Annotated in this window: 18 protein-coding genes; 10 read left to right on the top strand and 8 right to left on the bottom strand. The window is 66.5% G+C overall.

Annotated elements, in window-relative coordinates:
• Positions 1-109 precede the first annotated feature (109 nt).
• Together IPV08_RS13605 and IPV08_RS13600 are read left to right on the top strand one after the other, a co-directional pair.
• Complete coding sequence (locus tag IPV08_RS13605; RefSeq protein WP_246747951.1) at positions 110-373, top strand: hypothetical protein; 264 nt, start codon at positions 110-112, stop codon at positions 371-373.
• Positions 374-563: 190 nt separating this feature from the next.
• Positions 564-719 carry a hypothetical protein gene (locus tag IPV08_RS13600; protein ID WP_207412292.1) on the top strand — a complete coding sequence of 52 codons (156 nt, stop codon included), beginning with the start codon at positions 564-566 and terminating at the stop codon, positions 717-719.
• Positions 720-732: 13 nt separating this feature from the next.
• Here the strand turns inward: IPV08_RS13600 and IPV08_RS13595 are convergent, their stop codons facing one another.
• The gene (locus IPV08_RS13595; protein WP_207412247.1) at positions 733-987 is read right to left on the bottom strand and encodes a hypothetical protein; all 255 of its coding nucleotides are present in this window, start codon (positions 985-987) and stop codon (positions 733-735) included.
• Between the two features lie 299 nt (positions 988-1,286).
• On the opposite strand from IPV08_RS13595, the gene flaF reads away from it, so the two are divergent.
• On the top strand, positions 1,287-1,646 hold the full coding sequence (gene flaF, locus IPV08_RS13590; RefSeq protein WP_207412246.1) for a flagellar biosynthesis regulator FlaF: 360 nt from the start codon (positions 1,287-1,289) through the stop codon (positions 1,644-1,646).
• Positions 1,647-1,963: 317 nt separating this feature from the next.
• Here flaF and IPV08_RS13585 read toward each other — a convergent pair whose 3' ends face one another.
• From IPV08_RS13585 to IPV08_RS13570, 4 genes are all read right to left on the bottom strand, one after another.
• Positions 1,964-2,311 carry a hypothetical protein gene (locus IPV08_RS13585; RefSeq protein WP_207412245.1) on the bottom strand — a complete coding sequence of 116 codons (348 nt, stop codon included), beginning with the start codon at positions 2,309-2,311 and terminating at the stop codon, positions 1,964-1,966.
• A 218-nt stretch (positions 2,312-2,529) separates the two neighbouring features.
• Positions 2,530-3,645 carry a molybdenum ABC transporter ATP-binding protein gene (gene modC / locus IPV08_RS13580; RefSeq protein WP_207412244.1) on the bottom strand — a complete coding sequence of 372 codons (1,116 nt, stop codon included), beginning with the start codon at positions 3,643-3,645 and terminating at the stop codon, positions 2,530-2,532.
• Between the two features lie 8 nt (positions 3,646-3,653).
• Positions 3,654-4,346 (bottom strand): molybdate ABC transporter permease subunit, encoded by a 693-nt coding sequence (gene modB / locus IPV08_RS13575; protein ID WP_207412243.1) that lies wholly within the window; start codon positions 4,344-4,346, stop codon positions 3,654-3,656.
• A 113-nt stretch (positions 4,347-4,459) separates the two neighbouring features.
• Entirely contained in the window at positions 4,460-4,648 is a 189-nt protein-coding gene (locus tag IPV08_RS13570; protein ID WP_056434417.1) for a hypothetical protein, read from the bottom strand.
• Positions 4,649-4,786: 138 nt separating this feature from the next.
• Here IPV08_RS13570 and IPV08_RS13565 point away from each other — a divergent pair, with 138 nt between their 5' ends.
• The 6 genes from IPV08_RS13565 (at position 4,787) to IPV08_RS13540 (ending at position 12,618) form a co-directional block, all read left to right on the top strand.
• Positions 4,787-5,704, top strand: coding sequence for a 50S ribosomal protein L11 methyltransferase (locus IPV08_RS13565; protein ID WP_056434419.1), 918 nt, complete (start codon positions 4,787-4,789; stop codon positions 5,702-5,704).
• Positions 5,705-5,747: 43 nt separating this feature from the next.
• Complete coding sequence (locus tag IPV08_RS13560; protein WP_207412242.1) at positions 5,748-7,577, top strand: aminopeptidase P family protein; 1,830 nt, start codon at positions 5,748-5,750, stop codon at positions 7,575-7,577.
• Positions 7,578-7,660: 83 nt separating this feature from the next.
• Positions 7,661-8,257 (top strand): helix-turn-helix domain-containing protein, encoded by a 597-nt coding sequence (locus IPV08_RS13555; RefSeq protein ID WP_207412241.1) that lies wholly within the window; start codon positions 7,661-7,663, stop codon positions 8,255-8,257.
• A gap of 128 nt (positions 8,258-8,385) precedes the next feature.
• Complete coding sequence (locus IPV08_RS13550; protein ID WP_207412240.1) at positions 8,386-9,660, top strand: FAD-dependent oxidoreductase; 1,275 nt, start codon at positions 8,386-8,388, stop codon at positions 9,658-9,660.
• 142 nt (positions 9,661-9,802) lie between these two features.
• Complete coding sequence (locus tag IPV08_RS13545; protein WP_207412239.1) at positions 9,803-11,980, top strand: protein-disulfide reductase DsbD domain-containing protein; 2,178 nt, start codon at positions 9,803-9,805, stop codon at positions 11,978-11,980.
• A 5-nt stretch (positions 11,981-11,985) separates the two neighbouring features.
• Positions 11,986-12,618 carry a redoxin domain-containing protein gene (locus IPV08_RS13540; protein ID WP_056434427.1) on the top strand — a complete coding sequence of 211 codons (633 nt, stop codon included), beginning with the start codon at positions 11,986-11,988 and terminating at the stop codon, positions 12,616-12,618.
• A gap of 13 nt (positions 12,619-12,631) precedes the next feature.
• Here the strand turns inward: IPV08_RS13540 and IPV08_RS13535 are convergent, their stop codons facing one another.
• Positions 12,632-13,732: a hypothetical protein gene (locus IPV08_RS13535; RefSeq protein ID WP_207412238.1), complete on the bottom strand. Its 1,101-nt coding sequence runs from the start codon at positions 13,730-13,732 to the stop codon at positions 12,632-12,634.
• A gap of 242 nt (positions 13,733-13,974) precedes the next feature.
• On the opposite strand from IPV08_RS13535, the gene IPV08_RS13530 reads away from it, so the two are divergent.
• Complete coding sequence (locus IPV08_RS13530; RefSeq protein WP_207412237.1) at positions 13,975-15,207, top strand: MFS transporter; 1,233 nt, start codon at positions 13,975-13,977, stop codon at positions 15,205-15,207.
• 155 nt (positions 15,208-15,362) lie between these two features.
• Here the strand turns inward: IPV08_RS13530 and tolB are convergent, their stop codons facing one another.
• A complete protein-coding gene (gene tolB / locus IPV08_RS13525; protein ID WP_056434433.1) occupies positions 15,363-16,694 on the bottom strand; it encodes a Tol-Pal system beta propeller repeat protein TolB in 1,332 nt (443 codons plus the stop codon).
• Positions 16,695-16,911: 217 nt separating this feature from the next.
• Entirely contained in the window at positions 16,912-18,336 is a 1,425-nt protein-coding gene (tolA, locus tag IPV08_RS13520) for a cell envelope integrity protein TolA (RefSeq protein WP_207412236.1), read from the bottom strand.
• Between the last annotated feature and the right edge of the window lie 8 nt (positions 18,337-18,344).

The following is an 18,344-nucleotide window of genomic DNA, read 5'->3' as shown; positions in this document are numbered from 1 at the left end:
GCACTGAACTCGAAAGACGGACATCCGCCTTCAACGAGACGCACAATTGGATTTCCCCATGCGCTTCGCTCCTGCAACGCCCATCGCCGCATTTGGCTTCGTGCTGTGCATGATCACTCCGACCCTGGCGGCGCCGTCATGCCTCCAGGGTGAACGGAAGGTCCAGGAAGCCGCGGCCCTTCGCTATCAGGCCCGTGAAGAAGCGCGGCTCGGTAATCGCGACCGGGTCTGCGAAACACTCGATGAAGTGGGCGATCGCTACGAGGAGGCCAAGGACGCGTTCGAGGATTGCGGTGCCGGCATCGTCGCCATCGACCTACGCAGCGAAACGCGGGCTTTGCGCGCAGCAAAATCTGTCAATCGCTGCGACTGAACTCTGCGGCCGGGATGCCGATACTTCTTTCCGGCCACGCGCTACCGAATATCAGTATCTGACAACACTTTCCCATATGCGGATATTTTCCGCACGTGCCGACCCGGTGCGGCCACGCACAGCCACGCTTTTCCGTTCACATCACAGATCAAGGAACGACGGAGGACGTGTCCGTCGGGAGGCCAAACCCATGAACGCATCCGCCCAGCATAGCGATCTCTCCCTGCTTTCGTCCCAGGCTACGCATTCCGCCGCGACCGGCCCCTCCTTCGCCGCAGCCCTGTGCGGCTTCCTCTCGACGACGGTCGCTACGACGATGGTGATGTTCCTGCTCAGCAGCCTCTGATCGAGCGCCGCGGCTACGGGGCGACGAACCAGAACCGTCGCCTGGAGAACAGCATGTCCGCGTTGCCGACGCTCTGGTCCCCCTGGGGACGAGCCGGGACCAGACTACAGGGAGGCTCGATCCGCGGCGGTGCAGCGGGGAGCAGAAGCGCCGACGAGACCGGATGAAGACCGAGCTTGGTCTGTACCTCCGGATGACGCACGGCGACGATGGTCACGATTCCGGCGATGAGACCTCCGGCGAGCGTACCGAGCAGAAAATTCATCATGTCAGTGAAGGGGCGTACCCATCGGGGCCCGACTCGGCCCGTCTCCATGATGCTCGCAAAACCTGACGGATGCGTTGCAAAAAGCCGGATCTCGGTGACTATGTGTTGCAATGCACGCCATCGGTATAGGTCGCCCCCACCGGATTGATCAGGGTCGCGGCCCCATCGATCCGTCCTCCCCCAGCTTCCCGGCATGATTGGGGCGATCCCGCCACCTTACCGTCTTTTAACCTTACCTCGACTACGGTCTGATTCGAGCGGCACGAATCGGCATGGCCGCGTCGGGAGAAGGAGCGATCATGTCCTATGGAGCCAATGCCTATGCGCGGGTCGCGCAGACCGCGTTGACGCCTCGCGGCGCCGAGGCAGCTGTCCTTATCAAGGCGGCAGGTAGGCTCCAGGCAATTCAGGCCGATTGGGACAATCAGCGCCCGGCTTTGAATGACGCCTTGAACTTCAACCAGAAAGTCTGGACCATCATCGCTGGCTCCGCGACCGAACCGGAGAATCCGTTGCCGGATTCGATCAAGACGAGCATCGCCGAACTCTCGACCTTCGTGTTCAAGCGCATGATCGACACGATGATCGAACCCACGGCTGAAAAACTGACGGCACTCATCAACATCAACCACCAGATCGCGGCCGGCCTACGGACCTGACACCTGGCTGGGCCTTTACGACCCGAAGTGAACGCCCATCACTGCCGTCGCAGCGGAACGTGCCTCGCTACGAGGTCGGCGGAGCCCGGATAAGTGCGGGCTCGAGCGGCGAGCCCGCCGCGCCTTGTGACGCACACACCGCCCGAATGCATCCATTTGGGAGACAGGGTTCGTCTCGGCCGCAGCAGATCGGCTTCGATCGTTCGCAGGCTCAGCGAGCCTGAGTTGGACGTGCTGCGCAAGTACCAAAAGACCGGAGCCTTCGCTCCAGCCTTACGTGTTTCCTATCGATGAATGGGGCGATGCGTCGGCCCTGATCAGGCGGTCCGATCCACGGGCTGCTCGTCTTCCGTCGCCCGGAAGGCGGTGGCCCGATTCGCCGTCGCCTCCGCATAGGCGCGCGCTCTCAGGAGAGTGGCCTCGGGCAGTTGCACGACCACGTCGCCGGAATCGGGGTCCACCACCTGATACACGATGCTCTTGGTATCCTGATCCACGGTGACCCGACGCTCATCCGCGGTGGGCAGTCCAATATCCGACTTGGACGCCGGTTCATCGGCGGCGGGTGTTTCGTCCCGGCGAACATCGAACTTCACAGGCGGGTCCAGAGGCGTGGCGACGCGCGTCACGGGCGCAGCCTTGCGCACCGGCGTCGGTGAATTCACGGATGGATTATTTGGAGCGACGGGAGCCGTCGACACCGAAGAAATACTCAGGATCGTCATTGCACGCCCTTTCGAAGGTGGTCGTGTCATGCAACCAAAAACGATGGCGAGGATGAATCGCTTCTTAAGATGGTCCGGTTACTCACGGCTGTTCACCAGAACGGTAAAGAAGTCGTTCAGAGAAAGCATGAAATTTTAACGATCCTACCAGCCCGCCATCAGATCTCCACCGGCGCGGGCCCGGCCGTCCCCACCCCATGGGGATCGAAAGCGATGCTTTTCACCACGGCATAGACGGCGCGGCCGGGCGCAAGGGCGAGATCGCGCACCGAGGCGCGGGTCAGGCGGGCGGCGAGCAGCACGCCGTGGCAATCGATCTGAACCATGGCGGCCGCTTCCCCGAAGGCATGGATCGAGACGACATGCCCTTCCAGAATATTGCGCGCGCTCAATCCGACAGGGGCTTGCGTCGCGAGGAGAACGTCCCGCGCCGGCACGCGGATGCGGACGGCTGTACCGATGCTTCGTAGCAAGCGGGGAACCCACAGGCGACCGACGCGTCCGCTCAGACGGGTCAGGCCGGTCTCGGAATCCGTCTCCTCCACGATCATGTCGAGGATCGCACCGGCTTCGGCCTCCTGCGTAGCGAGAAGATCGGCCCGCCGAAGGACGGTATCGGCCGCTCCCACGGCAGCGACGCGACCCGCTTCGAGCACGACGACGGTGCGCGCCAGTCGCGCCACCTCCGAGACCGCGTGGCTGACATAGACGATGGGCAAGCCGGCCTCGTCGCGCAGGCGCTCGATATAGGGAAGGATCTCCGCCTTGCGGCCCTCATCGAGGGCAGCGAGGGGCTCGTCCATGAGCAGGAGCCGGGGCCGGCTGAGCAGGGCCCGGCCGATCGCTACTCTTTGCGCTTCACCACCCGAGAGACCCGCCGGTCGCCGTTCGAGCAGATGGCCAAGCCCCAGCAGGTCGACGACGCCCTCGAAGGCGATGCCGTCGCTGCGGCTGCGGGCGAAGGCTCGGCCATAGCCGAGGTTCCGGCGTACCGAGAGATGCGGCATCAGTCGCGCCTGCTGGAACACCACGCCGATACGCCGGCGATGAACCGGCACGGCGATCCCGCGCTCCGTGTCGAGCAACGTCTCACCGGTCACCGCGATGCGACCCCGATCCGGTCGCGCCAGGCCGGCGATAAGATCGATCACCGTGGTTTTGCCCGAGCCCGAGCGACCGAACAGGGCGGTCAGGCCAGGGCCGGCGGCAAAGGCGACTTCGAGGCTGAAGGCGCCCCGGTTCAGCGAGACGTCGATATCGAGCGTCGCGGACATAGGGGGCCTCACCCGGTTCCAAGGCGGCGGGCGAGGCGGCGGGCCAGCAGCTCGGACACGAGAAGAGCCGTCATCGACAGCGCCACCGAGATCAGGGTGAGGCGCAGAGCACCCGCCTCCCCGCCCGGCACCTGTGTCAGACTGTAGATCGCGGATGGCAGTGTCTGGGTCTCGCCGGGGATGTTCGAGACGAAGGTGATGGTGGCACCGAACTCGCCCATCGCCTTGGCGAAAGCCAGCACCGCCCCGGCGAGAATCCCCGGCATGGCCAGCGGAAGGGTGACGGTGAGGAAAACCGCGCTCGGCCGTGCTCCGAGCGTGGCGGCCGCCTGTTCGAGGCGTCGGTCCACCGCCTCGATGGACAAGCGCATGGCCCGGACCATGAGGGGGAACCCCATGATCGCGCAGGCCAGGGCTGCTCCGGTCCAGCGGAACGAGAACACGATCCCGACCTCGGCGAGCGCCGCACCGAAGGTGCCGCGCCGCCCGAACGACAGGAGCAAAAGATATCCCGTCACCACAGGCGGCAGGATCAGGGGAAGGTGGACGAGGCCATCGAGCAGGGCGCGGCCGGGAAAACGCCCACGCGCCAGAAGCATGGCGACGAAGAGACCGGGGATCAAACTCGCCAGCGTGGCCACGGCAGCGACCCGTAGGCTGAGGCCGATGGCTGTCCATTCGTCGGGTGTCAGAGCGATCACCGGCGACGGATCAGCGCTGGCTCTCGGGGGACCGGGTGCCTCTGCACTGGATCATGACGACGCGCGCTCCCTCATCCGCCGGAGGCGTCGATAGCATGGAATCCTGTCTAGGATCAGGGCTTCGAGACGTCGTCCTCACTCGCTGCCTGACGCTCGGCGCGATGCAGCCGGCTGAGAAGCACCAGCATCGAGCCCGGGACAGGCTCGAAATTCGGCTCGGAATCCAGGAGGCCCGACGTTCCGTTGCGACGGAGACGCCTGGCGGTCCTCTTGCCGACGATGGCCACGGGGGCCCGGGTCATGTTTTTCTTCTGGTTCGTACTCAACACCGCACCCTCGAACGCCACGGGGACGACAGGAGAAGCGCAGGAAAACGCCGATCGCGGCGCACGGTTCCGTGACGGTGGCGGGGAATCCTCACGGATGCTAGAGCCCCTTTCATGCTCGAAGGCCTTCACCCCAACCGTCCGACCCACGTGCTGCGCCTCCTCACCGACGAGAGGTCGGCGCGGGCCATGACCGATATCCTGGGCGAGATGTTCGACCCGACGGAGACGGCCGTCGCCGCTTTCGAGGCGGAGGATGGCAAGACCTGGCGGCTGGAGGCCTATTTCGCCGATGCACCGGACGAGGAGATGGTCCGCGACCTGATTCGCCCCCTCGTGGGCGAACAGGCGGACGCCGCCATCTTCGAGACGATCGACCAGCAGGATTGGGTTCGAGCTTCCCTGGAGGGGCTGAATCCGGTCCGCGCCGGGCGGTTTCTCGTCCATGGCTCGCATGACCGCCACACGATACGTCCGAACGACCTCGCCATAGAGATCGAGGCGGCTCTCGCGTTCGGCACCGGGCATCACGGCACGACGCTGGGCTGCCTCAAGGCCCTGGTCGATGTCATGAAGAAAGGCCGACCGGCGCATGTGCTCGATGTGGGCACGGGCACCGGCATCCTCGCCTTCGCGGCGGCCAAGGCCCTGCACCAGCCGGTCCATGCCGGCGACCTCGACCCCGAGGCGGTCTCCACCGCCAAGGGCAATGCCCGTTTGAACGGACTCGGTGGCCTCGTCCGGCTCTATGTCGGACCCGGCGTGCGCCATGCGAGCGCGAACCGGAGCCGGCGCTTCGACGTGGTCTTCGCCAACATCCTCGCCCGGCCCCTGAAGCGCCTCGCACCGACCCTCACCGCGACGGTGGCGGATCACGGCGTGCTCATCCTTTCCGGACTGATCGAGCGCGACGTCCCCGGCGTTCTCTCGACCTATCGCCATCGCGGCTTCCATCTCGCCCGGCATGGCCTGATCGAAGGCTGGGCGACGCTCGTGCTCAAGCGCGGCGGAGCGGCACCGCGCCCGCTCTGAGGGCGGTTGCCGCCTCGTCCGGCGGCGCGTAACTCTCGGTGCCATGAGCCGCGCCCGCTTCCAGACCTTCGACGATCCGAGCCACCGAGAAGGCGCGACGCGCATCGCCGCCCTGAGAGAGGCGATGCGGCGGGCGGGGATCGACGGGTTCGTGGTGCCCCGCGCCGACGAGCATCAGTCGGAATACGTGCCCGCGAATGCCGAACGCCTCGCCTGGCTCACGGGCTTCACCGGCTCGGCCGGCACTGCCGTGATCCTTGCCGACGAAGCGGCCCTGGTGGTGGACGGGCGCTACACGCTGCAGGCCCCCGCCCAGGTGGACACCACGATCCTCACCCCGGTTCAGCTCGCCGAAACCAGTGTCGAAGCCTGGATCGGCCGGCATCTGAGGCAGGGTTCCGTACTCGGCTACGATCCATGGCTTCACACCGCCGAGGGCGTCGCCAAATTGGAGAAGGCGGCGACCAAGGCTGGGGCCCGCATCACGCCGGTCCCTGAGAACCTCGTCGATGCGGTGTGGACCGGCAGGCCGGCCTCTCCCGCAGGCGCGGTGGTGGCGCATCCCCTCGAACTCGCCGGGGAATCCGTCGAGGCCAAGCTGAGCCGCATCCGCGAGGCATTGGGACGCGGCGGCTGCGACGCCCTGGTGATCTCCGATCCGCACAATCTCGCCTGGGCCTTCAACCTGCGCGGCGGCGACGTGGCGCATACGCCCCTGGCGCTGGGCTATGCCGTCGTCCCCCGGACGGGACGCGCCGCCCTCTACCTGACCTCGTCCGCCATCGATCCCGCCTTGCGGGACGCGCTCTCGTCCGCCGCGGACATCGCCGGGCGGGCGGATTTCGACGCCGCCTTCGCCGCTCTCGCTGCCGGAGGGTCCAGGATCAGGCTCGATTCCGCCACCGGCGCGTCGGCGCTGGCGACACTGGTGGAACAGGCCGGGGGCCGGGTCGATCCCGGCCCGGATCCGATCACGCTGATGAAGGCGGTGAAGAATGCGGGCGAGATCGCCGGATCGCGCGCGGCCCATCATCGCGACGGGATCGCGGTGACCCGCTTTCTCGCCTGGCTCTCGCGGCAGGTGCCGGGCGGCCGCCTGACCGAGGTCGCCGCCGTGGAGGCTCTGGAGGATTTTCGCGGCGAGACCGGCCTGTTGCGGGACATCTCCTTCCCGACCATCTCGGGCAGCGGCCCGAACGGCGCCATCGTGCATTACCGCGTGACCCGCGACACAGACCGTACGGTCGGCGAGGGCGAACTGTTCCTCGTCGATTCGGGCGCGCAATACGCCGACGGCACCACCGACATCACCCGCACCGTTGCGATCGGCACGCCGACGGACGAGATGCGTGACCGCTTCACGCGCGTGCTCAAGGGCCATGTCGCCATCGCGCGGGCAATGTTTCCGAAGGGCACCACGGGTGCGCAGATCGATTCCTTCGCCCGCGCGCCGCTCTGGGAGGCGGGGCTCGATTTCGATCACGGCACCGGCCACGGCGTCGGTGCATTCCTCTCCGTCCATGAAGGCCCGCAGCGCATCGCCAAGACAGGCACCACCGCCCTCTCGCCCGGCATGATCCTTTCCAACGAGCCGGGTTATTACCGGGCCGGCGCCTACGGCATCCGCATCGAGAACCTCGTTCTCGTGGAGGAGCGCGCGATCCCCGGCGGGGACCGGCCGATGCTCGGCTTCGAGACTCTGACGCTCGCCCCTTACGATGCCAGCCTCATCGACCTCTCGCTGCTGGACGAGGCCGAGATCGCCTGGATCGATGCGTATCACGCGCGGGTGCGGGACGCCCTGAGCGCCGATCTCGACGACGAGACGCGGGTGTGGCTCGAAGCGGCGACGCGGCCTTTGCCGGTGGCGTGAGAACGCACCCCAACAGCGTCCCGCTTCAAATTTTTCAAGTAAGCGCTGACTTACTAATAGCAAGAAAACGAAGGCCATAAATCATGGACAGTGAGATAGAATTAGATGCCAGCATTGTGCCGGACGCTCAAACAACAGGCGAATCAGGCCCGTCTTTCGGAGCATGGCTTCAGCAGGAAATAACCAAGAAAGATATCTCGATTGCAAACCTCTCAGAGAAAACAGGCATAACCTGGGCTGGCATTTATAATATTGTTAAAGAAAACACGAAATCTCCTCGTCCTGAAACTAGAAAAAAACTGGCCGACGCCCTTCATGAGACCGTACCCGCTGACGTAGAGGCTACGATCGAAAACGATGCGGCATCTCTACAAGGGCTCACTTGGACAGACTTTACACCAAGCGACCTGGAGACTGTACCAACACAAAGCGGCGTATACGTCTTCTATGATATTACAGATCGTCCTGTTTATGTTGGACAATCAAGCAAAAATGTCCGCGTAAGAGTCAAGGATCACCAGACAAGATTTTGGTTCAAACACCCACTGGTAGTTCGCGGAGCATTCCTTGCAGTCCCAGACCCCATATTATGCTTACAGATAGAGGCAATATTGATCAAATTTCTCGGCAAACACGCACTGTTAAATGTTAGAGGCACAACCAAGGACTTGAACGATTAGGTATGCATTACTACCTCGCACCGCATACTGCAGCCGTTCATTCCAAGAATTTTCGTTAATCCAAATCAGTGAATACAAGAACTGACCATGCCGAAGAACGGGGTGATGCCTAACCAGGAACACGCGACATGACCGCCCAGACTGACCTCCACGTGGTCGTCATCGGCTCCGGCGCGGTCGGGACGGTGAGCGCCATCGAATGCCTGCGGGCGGGCCACCGGGTCACCGTAGTCGATCCCTGCTCGCCTGGCGGCGAGCAGGCGACGAGCTATGGCAATGCCGGCTGGCTCTCGTCGCATTCGGTCATCCCACCGGCCGAGCCCGGCATGTGGAAGCGGGTGCCGTCCTTCCTCCTCGATCCGCTCGGGCCACTCTCGATCCGGTGGGCCTACCTGCCGAAGGTGATGCCCTGGCTCACGCGGTTTCTGCTCGCCGCCTCCACCACGCCCCGGATCGAGCGGACCGCACGCGCCCTGCGGACACTCCTCGTCGATGCGCCGAAGCTCCACGCGACGCTCGCCGAGGAGGCGGGGGTCCCGCAGCTCGTCGAGCGGCGCGGCGTGCTGCATGTCTATCCCGACCGGGCGGCCTTCGAGCGCGAGGCGCGGTCCTGGGAGATCAGGCGCAGGGTCGGCATCGCGTGGCTCGAGCTCTCGGCCGATGAGTTGCGACAGAGGGAGCCGAGCTTGCATCGGCGCTACACGTTCGGCCTCGCGGTCGAGGAGGCCGGCCATTGCCGCGATCCCGGCGGATACGTCGCCGCCCTGTCCGATCTGGCACAGGCGCGCGGCGCCACCCGGATCGCCACCCGCGCGACGGGATTCCGGCTTGAACGCGGGCGCCTCGCCGCCGTCACGACGGAAAAGGGCGAGATACCCTGCGACCGCGCCGTCGTCGCGGCGGGCGCCCGGTCGAAGCCTCTCGCCGCCTCCCTCGGCGACACGCTCCCCCTGGAGAGCGAGCGCGGCTACCACGTCATGGTGACCGGTGCCGAGGCGGGGCCGCGCACGCCCGTCATGGCATCGGATGCCAAGATGATCGTGAACTTCATGAATGGCGGCCTGCGCGCGGCTGGTCAGGTGGAGTTCGCCGGGCTGGCGGCGGCCCCCAACTGGAAGCGCGCGGAGATCCTGCGCGACCACCTGATCTCGATGTTTCCCGAATTGCCGAACCCGATACCGGCCGACCGCCTGAAGGTCTGGCTCGGCCACCGCCCGAGCATGCCGGATGGGCGGCCCTGTATCGGCACGGCGCGCAAGACCACGGATGTCGTCTACGCCTTCGGCCATGGCCATGTGGGTCTCGTCGGTTCGGCGCGGACCGGACGCCTCGTCGCCCAGCTCGTCGGCGGCGCGACACCGGAAATCCCCCTCGCGCCCTTCGACCCCCGACGCTTCCTGTGAACCTCGCCGACTCACGTGAAGCGCCCCATTGCGGCGATTCCGTCGCGGGCAATCGCGTGCCGCTGGTTTTACCCCGGCACCAAACGGCCATATCTAGGCGTCAGAGTGCCATGTTCGGTGCCCCCTCCGCCTCAAGGTTTCGATGATCCGGCCCCTCGCCCTCCTGCTCCTCGCGCTGATCGGTGCCACGGGCGCCTCGGCGCAGGGGCTCAAGCCGCCGGCCGACCTCGTCAAGGCGAATCTCGTGGCCGAGCCGGGGGCGATCCGGGCCGGTGAGCCCTTCACCATCGGCATCCGCATGGTGATGCGCCCGCACTGGCACGTCTACTGGCGCAATCCGGGCGATTCCGGTCTTTCGCCGGAAGTCGCCTGGTCGCTGCCGCAGGGCTTCACGGCGGGCGCGATCCAGTGGCCGACGCCGAGCCGCATCCCGGTGGCTCACCTGGTGAATTTCGGTTTCGAGGGTGAGACGGTGCTGCTGGCCGAGGTGACCCCGCCGGCGGTGCTGCCGCCCGGCAAGGCCGTGACACTGACGGCCAAGCTCACCTACCTCGTCTGCGAGCGCGAATGCATTCCGGGATCTGCCGACCTCAAGCTGAGCGTACCGGTGGCCGCTCCAGGAACCAGCACCGGCAGTTCGGCCACCAACATCCTGCTGTTCGAGGATGCCCGCGCGGCCCTCCCCATTCCGGCCCCCTGGCCGGTGAAACTGACGAGCGAGGGCGAAAGGCTGCTTCTCACCGCCGCCGCGCCCGACCTGAAACCCGACGCGATCCGCGACCCCGCCTTCTTCCCCTATTCCGAGACGGCGATCGAGAACGCCGCTCCCCAGACCCTGACTATCGACGACAAGGGGTTCAGCCTCAGTCTCGCGCGAGCGACACCCGGCGAGCCCGCCCCGGCGGAGCTTCCCGGCGTCCTCACCTTCGACGAGCAAACCGCCGATGGCACGGTCCAGCGCTCCTATGCCATCGGCGACGCGCCGGCGGCGTCTCCCAGTGGGGCAATTCCGGGGGAGACAGCGCCCACGGCGCGACAGGCGTCGCCGGAGGAGAGCCTGACCCTGTGGAGTGCGGCCGGCCTCGCCTTCCTCGGCGGGCTCCTCCTCAACCTGATGCCCTGCGTCTTTCCCGTGCTGTCGATCAAGGTGCTGAGCCTCGTCAAGCATTCGGGCGAGCCGGCCTCCCGCGTGCGCCTGCACGGTCTCGCCTATACCGCCGGCGTCCTCGCCGCCTTTCTCTCCCTGGCGGGGCTGCTCATCGCCCTCAAGGGCGCGGGCGCCGGGATCGGCTGGGGCTTCCAGCTGCAATCACCCCTCGTGGTGGCGGGCCTCGCCTACCTGCTCTTCGCGATGGGCCTCAGCCTCTCCGGTGTGGTCCATCTGGGCGGCGGAATCGCCGGGCTCGGCGATGGGCTGACCCGGCGGGCGGGGCTCGAAGGTTCGTTCTTCACCGGCATCCTGGCAACGGTGGTGGCCACCCCCTGCACCGCCCCCTTCATGGGCTCTGCGGTGGGATTCGCTTTGACGCAGGCACCGCTGGTGAGCCTCACGGTGTTTGCGAGCCTCGGCCTCGGCCTCGCTTTGCCCTTCCTCGTCCTCACCACATGGCCGGCGACTGTACGGCGCCTTCCACGTCCGGGCGCCTGGATGGAGACGCTGAAAGGGGCGCTCGCCTTCCCGATCTACGCCACCGTGGCCTGGCTCGTCTGGGTGCTGTCGCAGCAGGTCGGCTCGGCCGGGCTCCTCGCTGCGCTAATAGGCCTCGTCCTCGTGGGCCTCGCCGCCTGGGCCTGGGAGCGGGCCCGCCACGCGGGCGGGATCGGCGCCGGGCTCGCCCGCCTGACCTCCGTCGCGGCCCTGGCAGCGACGCTCGCGCTGACCTTCGGCCTCGACCAGGATCGGGCCTCGACGGATATGAGGAAGACGACGGCCGAGGGCATCACCCCGTTCACCCAGGCCCGCCTCGATTCCCTCGTGGCCGAGGGCAAGCCGGTCTTCGTCAACATGACGGCGGCCTGGTGCATCACCTGTCAGGTCAACGAACGCACGGCGCTCCGCACGCAGAGCGTGGAGGCCGCGTTCAAGGCGCGTGACGTGACCTATCTCAAGGGCGACTGGACCAACCAGAACCCAGAGATCACCGCCCTCTTGGAGAAGCATGGCCGCAGCGGCGTGCCGCTCTACCTGCTTTACACCGGCACGGGCGAGCCCATCGTGCTGCCGCAGATCCTGACATCGGGAATCGTCCTCGACGAACTCTCCAAGATCCCTGAGAATACCGTCAACCAGCGCGCCGCCCTGGAAACCACGAAAAGGTGAGAGCCATGGCCCTGCCCCGCCGGATGTTTCTCGGAGCCGCCATCGCCGCCGCGCTGGCCGGTCCACTGTGCATGCACGCAGCGATGGCGGCAGGCCCACAGGTGGGTAAACCCGCTCCCCTCTTCACCGGCACGGATGCCGATGGCCGGACCGTCCGGCTCGAGGATTACAAGGGCAAGACCGTCGTCCTCGAATGGACCAACCACGATTGCCCCTTCGTGATGAAGCATTACGGTGGCCAGGCGATGCAGGCCCTGCAGAAGAAGTGGACCGAGGCCGGGATCGTCTGGCTGTCGGTCATCTCGTCTGCTCCCGGCGAGCAGGGCGCGGTGGACGGGCAGGCAGCGAACCGTCTGACACAGACCCGGGGCGCCTCCCCCACCGCTGTCATCCTCGACCCATCCGGCACGATCGGTCGGGCTTACGCTGCCCGGACGACGCCGCACATGTTCATCGTCTCGGGAGACGGCACCCTGCTCTTCCAAGGCGGCATCGACGACAAGCCCTCCGCCAATCTCGACGATCTCAAGACCGCGAAGAACTACGTGGACCTTGCCCTCACCGAGATCGCCGCCGGCAAGCCGGTGAGCGTTAGGACTGCAAAGCCCTATGGCTGCACGGTGAAATACGCCTCGTAGGGACGCCGCCCCGTCACGAGAAATCTTCGGTGACGATCCGCGCCCAGGTCTCGCCGGCGATACCGCCGAGAAACACGTTACCTCCGCGAAGTGTCGCCGCCACCTCCGGATCGCGCGTCCAGGCGATCGTTCCCATGACGTGGTGATAAAGAAGGCCCTTCTGGCGGAAGAGCCCCTTCATCAGGTCGGGTGAGGTCGCCCCGCGTACGGCCACGGCCCCGAATTCAGCCGCATCGACGAACATCTGGCCGACGACGAGTTCCTCGCGGTTGGGCAGTGCCAAGATCTGGAGCGCATAGGCGACGCCGTCGCGGCGGGCGTAGAGGAGATACAACCCGATCCGGCGGCCGATCCGATCCACCACCTCGCGGATTTGGAGGGGGCCATACTTGGTCTGGAGACCGGCCTGTTCGACGAACCAGCCGAGTTCGGCCGGGTCCGGCTTGAGATCGTAGTGAGCCAGGAAGGGACGGGCAGCCTCTGCGAAATCGGCGGCGGTGATGGGGCGCGAGACGATACCGTCGGGGCGCGGGGAGCCGAAGGGCAGGAATCGCCGGAGCACGCTATCCGCCACGCGGGCGATCGGGATGATCCAGAGCGCGAGCCGGGGCAGGCGCTTACCCAGGAAATACGCCGCCGTCCCCACGGGCCGATGGATCTTCACCCATTCGAGGCTCTGCGCCGGCAGGATCACGAAGCGGGTGGCACGGGCGATATCGAGGGACGTGCGGTTGGCCGTGTCGGTGAAGAGGAGGTCGAAATCGCGGGCGGTGACGCCCCGGATGAGGCTGACGCCGATGCCGGGGTTGTTGTCGGGATCGGCGGCCATGTAGGCGCTGAGGATGCCGGCGCGCAGGGTCCGCTCCCCGACGACCATGGTCATGGAGATGACGCCCATGAAGCCGTTCACGGCCCCGTTTCCGTCCAGATGGACGATGGAGCCGGTGCCCTCGGTATAGCCGGGCGAATCGAAATAGGTCGCTTCCAGGCAGGCCGCGAGCTTGGCCGCCTGATAAGTCTTGCCGAGGCGGAACGTCTGCGAAAACAGGTGACAGACCTGCGGAATATCGCTCCTCTGGAACGCACGGATCGAGCCGCGTGAAGACGAAGCCACGATATTTTGAACGTCAGCCGGAAGCTGAGCTTGGCCTTCCGGGTTCAGCCCAAGGCTAGTTTGGTTCATGCTGGCACAACCCGATGACGCTCCGTCCCGACCAGCAATTATTCGGCCGATAGATTAGCAATTCGACAAGGCCGCACTTCGCATGCGGCATAGCTGCGGCATCACTGTCGCACCCTCGGCGTTGTAGAGACGATGCGGTGCGGCTCTCCCTTCACGCCCTTGGCCCATCGCTCATGACAGCATCCGCCGCGCCCCGCTGGTCAGTCTTCCGCAACGGCGATTTCCGACTGTACGGAGCCGCACGGTTCCTCACCGGCCTCGCCTACCAGATGCAGGCCGTGGCGGTCGGATGGTTCGTCTACGACCTGACCCGCTCGGCTCTCGCCCTCGGCCTCGTGGGGCTCGCGAGCTTCCTTCCGGCGATGCTCTCCGCCCTGATCACCGGGCACGTGGCCGATACCTACGACCGGCGTCTGGTGACGGCGGTCGCCTATGCGACCCTGGCCGCGGCCGATCTCGGCCTCGTTGCCATCGCCCTGTCCGGCACCGGTTCGATCTGGCCCATCTATGCCCTCGTCGTCGTCATCGGCACGTCGCGCGCCTTCGCCAACCCGGCGCTCCAGGCACTTCTTCCGACCTTGGTTCCGCGTCCCCTGTTCGGATCGGCCATCGCCTGGAACGCCTCGCTCTGGCAGAGCGCGTCGATCCTCGGCCCGGCCGCCGGTGGGTTCCTCTACATGCTCGGCCCTGCGGCGGTGTTCGGGGCAGCGGCGGCGAGCTTCGCCCTGGCGAGCGCCCTCGTCGTCGCGATCCGCTTTCGCCCCGCTGCCGTGACGGAGCGTCAACCCGTGACCTGGGCGACTCTCTCGGCCGGCCTGTCCTACATCCGCTCGCAGCCGGTGGTGCTCGGCGCGATCAGCCTCGATCTCGTGGCCGTGCTGCTGGGCGGCGCCACCGCTCTGCTGCCGATCTTCGCCGCCGAGATCCTTCATGTCGGCCCCCTTGGGCTCGGGGCGTTGCGAAGCATGCCGGCGGCCGGTGCGGTGGTCACCGCCATCCTCCTCGCCTATCGCCCCCTCGAACGCCATGCCGGTAAGCGGATGCTGCAGGCCGTGGCCGTCTTCGGCGTCGCCATCACGGCGTTCGGCCTGTCCACATCCCTGCCGCTCTCGATGGCCTGCCTGTTCGTCACGGGGGCGGCCGACATGATCAGCGTCTACGTGCGGCAGACCTTCGTTCAGGGCGAGACGCCCGATGCCATGCGCGGACGGGTCTCGGCGGTGAACACGGTGTTCATCGGCGCCTCCAACGAACTCGGCGAGTTCGAATCCGGCATGCTCGCCGCACTGGTCGGCGCGGTACCCGCGGTCGTGGCGGGCGGGCTCGCGACGATCCTCGTGGCGGTGCTGTGGGGCCGCTTGTTCCCGGCGCTCAAGGCGCGGGACCGATTGCTGCCGGCGGAGTGATCGGGACGCCGGAGCCCCGGGGTACGCATCCCCACCACGTCCTGTGGTGGCATTATCCCTTTCCCGTCACGCAAGGGCTCGGCAAGGGATAGTGCCTTTCGACGGAAGCACTTGGCTTGGGGGAATGCCGGCGACAACGCCGCCAGCCGCTCCCCCTATTTCCCCGCGAGCAGCGGCGACCAGGTCGGGTCGGAGGCGTAGGACGGCGTCGGGACGGGCTGCTCCACCTTGCCGGTGATGTCGACCATGTAGAGCTTTCCGCCACCCTGGCCGCCCGGATCGCGGAAAAACAGCACGTACTGGCCGTTCGGCGCGAAGGTCGGCCCTTCGTTGTGGAAGCCTTCGGTGAGCACACGCTCGCCGGAACCGTCCGGCTTCATCACGCAAATGGCGAAGCCACCCTTGCGCTGGCGGGTGAAGGCGATGAGGTCTCCCTTGGGCGACCAGGCCGGTTGCGAGGCCGAGCCCTCGCCGAAGGAGATACGGGTCGGGTTCGACCCGTCGGCGCCCATCACGTAGATCTGCTGCGAGCCTCCGCGATCCGATTCGAAGACGATCTGCCGCCCATCCGGCGAATAGGTCGGCGAGGTGTCGATGGCGTTGCCGTTGGTGATCGGCGTCTGCGCCTTCGAGCCGAGATCCATCTTGACGATGTCGGCGTTGCCGCCCTGCTGTACGCTCATGACGAGGTGGTGACCGTCCGGCGCGAAGCGCGGGCTGGTGCTCATCGAATCCATCCGGCCGATGGCCTGGCGCGCGCCGGTCTCGAGGTTGATCACCTGGACACGCGGCTGCTGGCCGGTGGACTGGGTCATGAACGCGATGTCCTGCGTCGAGGGCGAGTAGCGCGGCGCCACCACGGCGGATTCGCCGTTGGTGAGGGCGCGAACATTGGCGCCGTCCTGGTCCATCACCATCAGGCGCTTGCGGCGGTTCTCCTTCGATCCGGATTCGTCGACGAAGGCGATGCGGCTGTCGAACCAGCCGCCGAGTCCGGTGATCTTGGTATAGACCACGTCGGAGATGAGGTGGCCGGTGCGGCGCGCATTGGCGACATCCGCGCCGTATTGCTGGCCGGTGAGCTGCTGGCCCGAGGTCACGTCCCAGAGCCGGAATTCGACCTTGAGCTTGCCCGAAGGATCACGCCCGACCCGGCCGGTGATGAGGGCCTGGGCTCCGGCGGCACGCCACTTGTCGAAACCCGGCACTGCATCGAAGCCGGGGTTCTCAGGGAACTTCCCCTTCTCCAGGGGCACGAAATAGCCGGACCGCCTCAGATTGTTCGTGACCACGCTCGATACCAGCAGGCCGAGGCTCGGATCGCCGGAGAAATCGGCCACCGCGATGGGCATCGGCTGGAACGAGCCGCCGCCGATCCGCAGGTTCAGCTGCGCCTGGGCGGGCACGGCGAAGGCGAGCACGAGGGCCAGCACCGCGAGGAGCGACGCCAGGGGCGAGGCGAGCCGCCGATGGAGAATGTCGGTCATGAAGAGATTCCGAAAACCTTGAACAGGGATTCTGGGAGCGTCGGTTCTTCCTATCCTCGACCTCACCCTGAGGTGTCCGCGTCAGCGGGCCTCGAAGGAGATTTCCAGACAGCACGAGGGCCCTGGAAGCCTCCTTCGAGGCCTTCGCTCACGCTTCGGCACCTCAGGTCGAGGGAGAGGGATTGGACGAATCCGAAGGAAGGATCACCGACCTGTATCACACCCGCGAGAACTCGAATTCCGCGTTGATCGCCTTCCAGTCGTCATAGTACGGCGCGAACTGGGGCGGGATCTTGTAGGGCGCACAGCGCTTCACGGCACGAAGCGCAGCCTCGGCGAGGGAGCGGTCCACGGCGTTGGCGCCACCGCGCATGATCCGCGGCTCGGTGCTCAGCGAACCGTTGGCCGAGAGGCGGATATCGAGCATCGGCAGCACCACGCCCTGCGACGCGCCGGGGGGCGCCGAGTAGCAGCGCTCGATCTGCTGGGTCAGCATTCCGATCAGCGAATCGCGCATGGAGGGCGAGAGGCGCTGCGAGGTGCCGCTGGCGGCTCCCAGCGAGGCCGTGCGCTGGACCTCGTGGCCGGTAGCGCCGGTGGATTGCGAGGGCGCCCGCGAGGCGAGCAGCTGCTTGATGTCGCCGGAATTGAACTTGTCGGCGAGCTCGGCCTGCTTCTTCGCCTTGGCCTCCGCATCGGCCTTGGCGCGCGCATCCGCCATGGCTTTCGCCTTGGCCTTGGCGGCGGCATCTGCCCTGGCCTTCGCTTCGGCCTGGGCCTTGGCATCCGCAGCGGCTTTGGCCTCCGCGACGGCCTGCTGACGTTCGGCCTCGGCCTTCGCCTTCGCTTCGGCCTTGGCTTCCGCCTCGGCTTCGGCCTTCTCCGCCTTGGCGAGCGCTTCGGCCTTGGCCTTCGCATCGGCCCGCGCCTTCGCTTCGGCCAGAGCTTTGGCTTCGGCCTGGGCCTTGGCTTCCGCCAGGGCCTTGGCTTTCTCGGCCTTGGCGGCTTCCGCCTTGGCGATGGCCTCGGCCTCCTGGCGCTCGATGAGCTCGGCGAGTTTCTCGCGCTTCTCGGCCTCGACCTTGGCGGCCTTCACTGCCTCGGCCTTGGCTTCAGCCTTGGCCGCTTCCGCCTTGGCAGCCTCGGCCTTGGCGGCGGCCTTAGCCTCAGCCTTAGCTTCCGCCGCAGCCTTGGCTTCCGCCGCTTTCGCGGCATCGGCTTTGGCGGCTTCCTTGGCGAGCTTCGCCGCTTCGGCCTTGGCGGCGGCCTCTGCCGCCTCCTTCTCGGATTCGTGGTCGGGCATGCGCAGGGGCATCTCGTCTGCGCTGGCGACCTTCATGTCGGCCGGGCGTTTCGGGGGCGCGGGCGCATCGACCTTGGCATTCTCGGGCTCGCGCTCCTCGACCTTCTCCGCGACCTTGTCGGCGCGGGGCTTGGCGTCGGGCATCGGCTTGTCGGCGTTCTTCTCGCCCTTGGTCAGTTCCGAGAATTGCTGCTCGGTCATCACTTCCACCGGCACACCCTCCTGGGCGTCGGGCAGGGCGGGAGCGGCGACGGACATCAGCGCCACGGTGAGCACGGCGACATGGACGCCGCTCGACACCCAGACGCCCGGTTCCCGGAATTTGGAGGGAAGCTTCACGATCCGTC

The sequence above is a fragment of the Methylobacterium sp. SD274 genome (assembly GCF_017355285.1).
In the GTDB taxonomy this organism is placed as follows: domain Bacteria; phylum Pseudomonadota; class Alphaproteobacteria; order Rhizobiales; family Beijerinckiaceae; genus Methylobacterium.
This window is presented reverse-complemented; position numbering and strand designations above follow the sequence as displayed.